We start from the raw sequence: 7,270 nt of genomic DNA, 5'->3' as shown, positions 1-7,270 counted from the left end.
CCTGCACACCTACAACCACCACCGCTGCCACACCGCACTCGAAGGTCAACCACCCATCACCCGCGTGAACAACCCTGCGGGTCAATACACCTAGGTACTTCGTCGGCTGCGGGTGCGTGGGGCTTGTCGCGCCCACGCGGCGGAGCCGCAAAGGGACACAGCCCCGCGCCCCTTGAGCCTCTCTACCCAAGGGCCGCTACTTTGTCGCGGTAGGTCCGCACGGGTGCCGCGTCCTTGTACGGCTCAAGCCTGCGCTCGAAGTCCCTCACGTACTCCACCGCCCGCACCGAGCGCATCTCCGCCGCCTGGCCCGCCGCCTCCGCGGCCAGTTGGCAGGCCTGGTCGAGTTCGCCGAGGCCGAGGCGGGCGGTGGCGAGGACGACGCGGCAGAACAGGCGGCTGCGGGCGTAGGACGGGGCTCGGAGCTGGAGTGAGCGTTCCGCGTGCTGGGCGGCGGCGCGGAACTGCTGAAGGTCCCGGTGGCAGTGCCCGAACTCGTCGGCGAGCTGCGCCTCGTCGAAGAACTTCGCCCAGTGCGGGACGTCGTCACCGGGCCGGGCCGTCTCCAGGGCGCGCTCGGCGCGGACCAGTGCGGCCGTGCAGGCCCGCACCTCGCCGAGCACGCCGTGCCCGCGTGCCTCGGAGGAGTGCAGCAGCGCCTGTACGACGGGGGGCGCCGAGGTGCCGACGCCCTGCTGCGCCACGCGCGCGAGTTGCACGGCCTCCCGTCCGTGCCCGAGGTAGACGGCCTGCCGGCTCATGGTGACCAGCACGTACGCCCCGTACGCCCGGTCCCCGGCCGCCTGGGCGAGCCGGAGCGCCTGCACGAAGTAGCGCTGGGCGAGGCCGTGCGCGGCGATGTCGTACGACGTCCAGCCCGCGAGCCGGGTCAGGTCGGCGGCGGCGGCGAACAGCCGGCGGCCGGTCTGCTCGCCGTAGGTGCCGCGCAGCATGGGCTCGCACTCGTGCTCCAGATAGCGCACGAGGGCCTGGCGGGCGTGACCGCCGCCGTAGGCGTCGTCGAGGGTGCGGAACAGCTCGCCGACCGAGCGCAGGGCGGCGATGTCGCCGGCGGTCACCTTCTGGCCGGGTCCGCGTTCGACCTGCCCGCGCTGGCGGGGCAGGGACGGCACGCCCGGCTCGGCCGCGGGCCTCAGGGCGGCGCGGCCCTGGGCCGGGATGCGGGCGGCGGGCGGCTCACCGCGGGCCACCTTCTCGTCCGCCCGCCCGATCAGCCAGTCCCGGCTCGGTACGACGAGCCCGGCCGGCGTGAAGGCGATCTTGCGCAGTTCGGCGTGGCTGCCGGAGTCCTTGCGCCACAGCCCGCTGACGATGTCGATGGCCTCCTCGGGGGTGGCGGCGAACTCCAGCCCCGCGTAGACGGGCGCGCAGGCGTCCAGGCCGAGGTCCTGGGCGGTGAGACGCCGGCCCAGGCGCCGGGTGAAGACCTCGGCGATCAGCGCGGGCGTGGTACCCCTGGGCTGCTGGCCGCGCAGCCACCGGGTGACGGATGTCTTGTCGTATCTCAGATCGAGCCCGTGTTCGAGACCGAGCTGGTCCACGCGACGGGCGAGACCCGCGTTGGAGAACCCCGCTTCTGCGATGAGCGCGGCGAGCTGTCGGTTGGGGGTGCGCTGCGCGGGTCGTTCCGTCATGGTGCGGTGCGGTCTCCTGCCTTCCGGTGCTGGTGATCTGCCGGATTGCCTGTGAGCAGGCCTTATGGCTTGCTGGACGGCGCGAATGTAGCGGAGAGTAAGCACCCCATCACACATTTTCCCGGACATTCATCCGATCGTGTGAGGATTGGCCCCAGGACTGACGTGTCCGGGCCGGACGTACAGTGGCTTGGGCGCGATACGTGCCTGACACACCCGTCCGAGGGAGGCGCTTGCCGTGAGTGGGTTGCGGTTCGTCCGCATGGGGTTCGGTGACGAGGCCGTCGAGTACCAGGAGGCGTGGGACGAGCAGCGCCGGGTGCACGCGGCGCGCTTCGCGGACGAGGTCCCCGACACCGTGCTGCTTCTGGAGCACCCCCCTGTCTACACGGCGGGGCGGCGCACGGCGGACAACGAGCGGCCCCTCGACGGCACGCCGGTCATCGACGTGGACCGCGGCGGCAAGATCACCTGGCACGGCCCCGGCCAGCTGGTGGGCTACCCGATCCAGAAGCTCCCGCGTCCGGTGGACGTCGTGGCCCACGTACGCCGCCTCGAAGAGGCCCTGATCCGCACCTGCGCGGAGTTCGGCCTGGAGACCACCCGGGTCGAGGGCCGCAGCGGGGTATGGATGCTGGGCGACCCGGTCGAGCAGCGCCCCGCGCTCGGCGGCCTGGCCCTGGACTTCGACCCCCGCCTGCACGACGAGGAGTTCGACCCGCGCCTGAACGGTCCGGAGTACGCGCCGTCCAACGCGGGGCAGCGCCGGGAGGACCGCAAGATCGGCGCGATCGGCATCCGCGTGGCCAAGGGCGTCACCATGCACGGCTTCGCGCTCAACGTGAACCCGGACAACAAGTGGTTCGACCGGATCATCCCGTGCGGCATCCGTGACGCGGGTGTCGCCTCCCTGTCGAACGAACTGGGCCGCGACGTGACGATCGAGGAGGTCCTGCCGGTCGTCGAGCGCCACCTGCGGGACGTCCTGGAGAACGCCGAGCTGAAGCCGCGGGAGATCGAGGAGACTCCGGCGGCATAAAACCGCGCGTGGAGGGGCTAGCACCCACACAGGCATTCAAATCAACGGGCGTACTCTTGAGGGCGCCGAAGAATCAATCGCTAGGGAGCCGGTCGTGTCCGCAGTCGCACCCGACGGACGCAAGATGCTGCGCCTGGAGGTCCGCAACAGCCAGACCCCCATCGAGCGCAAGCCCGAGTGGATCAAGACCCGGGCGAAAATGGGTCCCGAGTACACCAAGATGCAGAACCTCGTGAAGAGTGAGGGCCTGCACACGGTCTGCCAGGAAGCCGGCTGCCCCAACATCTACGAGTGCTGGGAGGACCGCGAGGCGACCTTCCTCATCGGCGGCGACCAGTGCACCCGGCGCTGCGACTTCTGCCAGATCGACACCGGCAAGCCCGAGGCGCTCGACCGCGACGAGCCCCGCCGCGTGGGTGAGTCCGTGGTCACCATGGACCTGAACTACGCCACGATCACCGGCGTCGCCCGCGACGACCTGGAGGACGGCGGCGCCTGGCTGTACGCGGAGACGGTCCGCCAGATCCACCAGCAGACGGCGGGCCGCGAGGCCGGCCGGACGAAGGTCGAGCTGCTCGCGCCTGACTTCAACGCCGTCCCGGAGCAGCTGGAGGAGGTCTTCTCCTCCCGTCCCGAGGTCTTCGCGCACAACGTCGAGACGGTCCCGCGGATCTTCAAGCGGATCCGCCCCGGCTTCCGCTACGAGCGCTCCCTGAAGGTCCTCACCGAGGCCCGCGACTACGGCCTCGTCACCAAGTCGAACCTCATCCTCGGCATGGGCGAGACCCGCGAGGAGGTCAGCGACGCGCTGAAGCAGCTGCACGACGCGGGCTGCGAGCTGGTCACCATCACGCAGTACCTGCGGCCGTCCGTGCGCCACCACCCGGTGGAGCGCTGGGTCAAGCCGCACGAGTTCGTGGAGCTGAAGGAGGAGGCCGAGCAGATCGGCTTCTCCGGTGTGATGTCGGGCCCGCTGGTGCGGTCCTCGTACCGCGCCGGGCGGCTCTACCGGATGGCCATGGAGCAGCGGGACGCGCGCATCGCGGCCCAGGCCGTCTGAGGAACCGTCACCGTCCTTCCCGCCAAAGGGCGAGACAAGCGTGTGAATTCGCGCACAAGACCCTACCCGTCGGTAGCGACCGATATGACGCGGTCCTGACCGTCCTCGCAGATGAGGGCACATGTCAGGGCCGCGTCGGCGTTCCACCGCTCCCCGCCAGGGCTTCATGGGTGTTTGACCGGTCGGACACGCCCTGGTAACACCAATCAGTGACGCTGAACTCACAGCACGTACACCGCTCCCGAGGGGGGACCTCAACCATGCAGGCCGCGCCCGTTCGCGCCACCGCGATTCCGTCCTTCACCACCGCCCTGCGTGCCGTCGAGTCGCTGCTGCTGAGCAGCGGTCAGCGCACCGCCCGCCGCAACGCCTGGACCTCCGTGCTGGAGGACCGCCGTCGCGCCAAGGACCGGGTCGAGGCGCAGCGCGTCCTCGACCAGTCCGTCTCCCCGTCACTCTCCGTCCGCCCCTGAGGCCCGCTCGCCTCCCCCGCGAGCTCCCGCGGACACTGCCGTCGTAGGCACTTGTGGGGCCACGTAGACTTCCTGGCATGGCGAGGAAGGAAACCGCAGCGGACGCTGCGAACCCCGGGCGACTGAAGCAGATCGCCCTGACCTACAAGATGACCCGCAGGGCCGACAAGAAGATCGGTCTTGTACTCGCGGCAGTCGGAACCGTCACCTTCGGTGTCTTCCTCGCGATCGGTTTCTTGATCGGTCACCCCATCTATGCCGGCATCCTGGGCCTCCTGCTCGCCTTCCTCGCGACGGCGATCGTGTTCGGGCGCCGGGCCGAGCGGGCCGCCTTCGGGCAGATGGAGGGCCAGCCCGGTGCCGCGGCGGCGGTACTCGACAACATCGGCCGGGGGTGGACGACGACTCCCGCGGTGGCGATGAACCGCAACCAGGACGTGGTGCACCGCGCGGTCGGCAAGGCCGGCATCGTGCTGGTCGCCGAGGGCAACCCGAACCGGGTGAGGTCCCTGCTCGCCGCCGAGAAGAAGAAGATGAACCGCATCGTCGCGGACGTCCCGGTGCACGACCTGGTCGTGGGCACGGGCGAGGGCCAGGTCGATCTGAAGAAGCTGCGCACGACGATGCTGAAGCTGCCGCGTGTGCTGACCGGCCCGCAGGTCACCGCCACCAACGACCGGCTGCGTGCCCTGGGCGACCTGATGAGCAACATGCCGCTGCCCAAGGGGCCGATGCCGAAGGGCATGAGGATGCCGAAGGGCGGTGGGCCGAAGGCCCGCTGACAACCCGCACACCACGTGAAGAAAGGGGCGCCCGGATCACTCCGGGCGCCCCTTCGTTCACGTTCGTTCGTCCCTGGTTCGTTCCCGTCAGATGCGGACCTCGACCGTGCCCGCCAGCCGGTCGTGCAGACCCCGGCCGTCGCGGTCCCAGATCAGGGCGGGGATCGCGAGGAAGAGCAGGACCGTACGCAGCACCGCGCGCCACGGGCTGACGCGGCCGGTGTCCAGGGCGAGCACCCGCAGGCCGAGGAGCCGCTTGCCCGGCGTGAAGCCGACCGTACCGACCGTGAGCACCATCAGGGCGAACATGATGAGCGGCGCCCAGGTCTGGGCCGCTTCGTTGTAGCTCTGAGTGATGAGACCGTATGCGATCAGGAGGCTCAGGCCCCAGTCCACGGCGAGGGCGCCGAGCCGCCGTCCCGGGCGGGCGATCGAGCCGGACCCCTCCTCGGGCAGACCTAGCTGCTCGCCCCGGTATCCGAAGTCGACACCGGCCTCTTCCGCGGCCGCGCGGGGCCCGGAAAGCCACGATCCGAGTGCTTGTCTGTTGTCCACCCGTCCACGGTACTGCGCCCGTAAATGACCAGGGCACGGCGGGGTGCGTCGGGGCTACGGTGGAAGGTGAGCCGGTTAACTTGTGCGAAACAAATGAGTCACGCCAGAGAAACCACCCATCCCTAGGGTCGAGGTCAGCGTGTGCCACCCGCACTGGCCGCACGAACGAACTACCACCCCGGCGGGACGGTCGGGAGTAGGAGGAGCTGGATGTTCCAGAACGCCGACGAGGCCAAGAAGTTCATCGCGGACGAGGACGTCAAGTTCATCGACGTCCGCTTCTGCGACCTCCCGGGCGTGATGCAGCACTTCACGGTGCCTGCTGAGGCGTTCGACGCGGACGAGGAGCTGGCCTTCGACGGCTCGTCCATCCGCGGCTTCCAGGCCATTCACGAGTCCGACATGGCGCTGCGCGCGGACCTGTCGACCGCGCGTGTCGACCCGTTCCGCCGTGACAAGACGCTGAACATCAACTTCTTCATCCACGACCCGATCACGGGCGAGCAGTACTCCCGTGACCCGCGCAACGTGGCGAAGAAGGCCGAGGCCTACCTCGCCTCCACCGGTATCGCCGACACGGCGTACTTCGGTCCCGAGGCCGAGTTCTACGTCTTCGACTCCGTCCGCTTCGCGACCAGCGCGAACGAGTCCTTCTACCACGTCGACTCCGAGGCCGGCGCCTGGAACACCGGTGCCCTCGAGGACAACCGTGGTTACAAGGTCCGCTACAAGGGCGGCTACTTCCCGGTCCCGCCGGTCGACCACTTCGCCGACCTGCGCGCCCAGATCTCCCTGGAGCTGAACCGGGCCGGTCTGCAGGTCGAGCGCCAGCACCACGAGGTGGGCACCGCCGGCCAGGCCGAGATCAACTACAAGTTCAACACGCTGCTCGCCGCCGCCGACGACCTCCAGCTCTTCAAGTACATCGTGAAGAACGTCGCGTGGCAGAACGGCAAGACGGCGACCTTCATGCCGAAGCCGATCTTCGGTGACAACGGCTCGGGCATGCACGTCCACCAGTCCCTGTGGCAGGGCGGCTCCCCGCTGTTCTACGACGAGGCCGGTTACGCGGGCCTGTCGGACACCGCCCGCTACTACATCGGCGGCATCCTCAAGCACGCTCCGTCGCTGCTGGCCTTCACCAACCCGACGGTGAACTCGTACCACCGCCTGGTCCCCGGCTTCGAGGCCCCGGTGAACCTGGTCTACTCGCAGCGCAACCGCTCCGCGGCCATGCGTATCCCGATCACGGGCTCGAACCCGAAGGCCAAGCGCGTCGAGTTCCGCGCGCCCGACTCCTCCGGCAACCCGTACCTGGCGTTCTCGGCGCTGCTGCTCGCGGGCCTGGACGGCATCAAGAACAAGATCGAGCCGGCCGAGCCGATCGACAAGGACCTCTACGAGCTCGCCCCCGAGGAGCACGCGGGCGTCCCGCAGGTCCCGACCTCGCTCCCGGCCGTCCTCGACTCCCTCGAGGCCGACCACGAGTTCCTCCTCCAGGGCGACGTGTTCACGCCGGACCTGATCGAGACGTGGATCGACTACAAGCGCACGAACGAGATCGCGCCGCTGCAGCTGCGTCCGCACCCGCACGAGTTCGAGCTGTACTTCGACGTGTGATCGACGCCTGATCGAGGCACTGCGACCGCGCCCTCGCTGTCCGTACGGACAGCGAGGGCGCGGTCGTGTGTTCTATTCTGCTGGCA

7 protein-coding genes are annotated in these 7,270 nt (G+C 69.4%); 5 read left to right on the top strand and 2 right to left on the bottom strand.

Annotation, left to right across the window (positions count from 1 at the left end; translation table 11 throughout):
* Positions 1-182: 182 nt before the first annotated feature.
* Positions 183-1,655 carry a regulator gene (locus ACIBNA_RS36000; RefSeq protein ID WP_399169400.1) on the bottom strand — a complete coding sequence of 491 codons (1,473 nt, stop codon included), beginning with the start codon at positions 1,653-1,655 and terminating at the stop codon, positions 183-185.
* A gap of 238 nt (positions 1,656-1,893) precedes the next feature.
* On the opposite strand from ACIBNA_RS36000, the gene lipB reads away from it, so the two are divergent.
* The 4 genes from lipB to ACIBNA_RS35980 all read left to right on the top strand — a co-directional run bounded on the left by lipB (position 1,894) and on the right by ACIBNA_RS35980 (position 5,009).
* On the top strand, positions 1,894-2,694 hold the full coding sequence (gene lipB, locus ACIBNA_RS35995; RefSeq protein WP_399169399.1) for a lipoyl(octanoyl) transferase LipB: 801 nt from the start codon (positions 1,894-1,896) through the stop codon (positions 2,692-2,694).
* Positions 2,695-2,788: 94 nt separating this feature from the next.
* Positions 2,789-3,754 (top strand): lipoyl synthase, encoded by a 966-nt coding sequence (gene lipA / locus ACIBNA_RS35990; RefSeq protein ID WP_399169398.1) that lies wholly within the window; start codon positions 2,789-2,791, stop codon positions 3,752-3,754.
* A 260-nt stretch (positions 3,755-4,014) separates the two neighbouring features.
* Entirely contained in the window at positions 4,015-4,227 is a 213-nt protein-coding gene (locus tag ACIBNA_RS35985) for a hypothetical protein (protein WP_399169396.1), read from the top strand.
* 77 nt (positions 4,228-4,304) lie between these two features.
* A complete protein-coding gene (locus ACIBNA_RS35980) occupies positions 4,305-5,009 on the top strand; it encodes a DUF4191 domain-containing protein (RefSeq protein WP_399169395.1) in 705 nt (234 codons plus the stop codon).
* A gap of 87 nt (positions 5,010-5,096) precedes the next feature.
* Here the strand turns inward: ACIBNA_RS35980 and ACIBNA_RS35975 are convergent, their stop codons facing one another.
* On the bottom strand, positions 5,097-5,564 hold the full coding sequence (locus tag ACIBNA_RS35975; RefSeq protein WP_399169393.1) for an RDD family protein: 468 nt from the start codon (positions 5,562-5,564) through the stop codon (positions 5,097-5,099).
* Positions 5,565-5,774: 210 nt separating this feature from the next.
* Between ACIBNA_RS35975 and glnA the strand changes: the two genes are divergently transcribed.
* A complete protein-coding gene (gene glnA, locus ACIBNA_RS35970; RefSeq protein ID WP_399169392.1) occupies positions 5,775-7,184 on the top strand; it encodes a type I glutamate--ammonia ligase in 1,410 nt (469 codons plus the stop codon).
* Positions 7,185-7,270 lie beyond the last annotated feature (86 nt).

This window comes from Streptomyces sp. NPDC050164 (assembly GCF_044459945.1).
GTDB lineage: Bacteria > Actinomycetota > Actinomycetes > Streptomycetales > Streptomycetaceae > Streptomyces > Streptomyces coeruleorubidus_A.
This window is presented reverse-complemented; position numbering and strand designations above follow the sequence as displayed.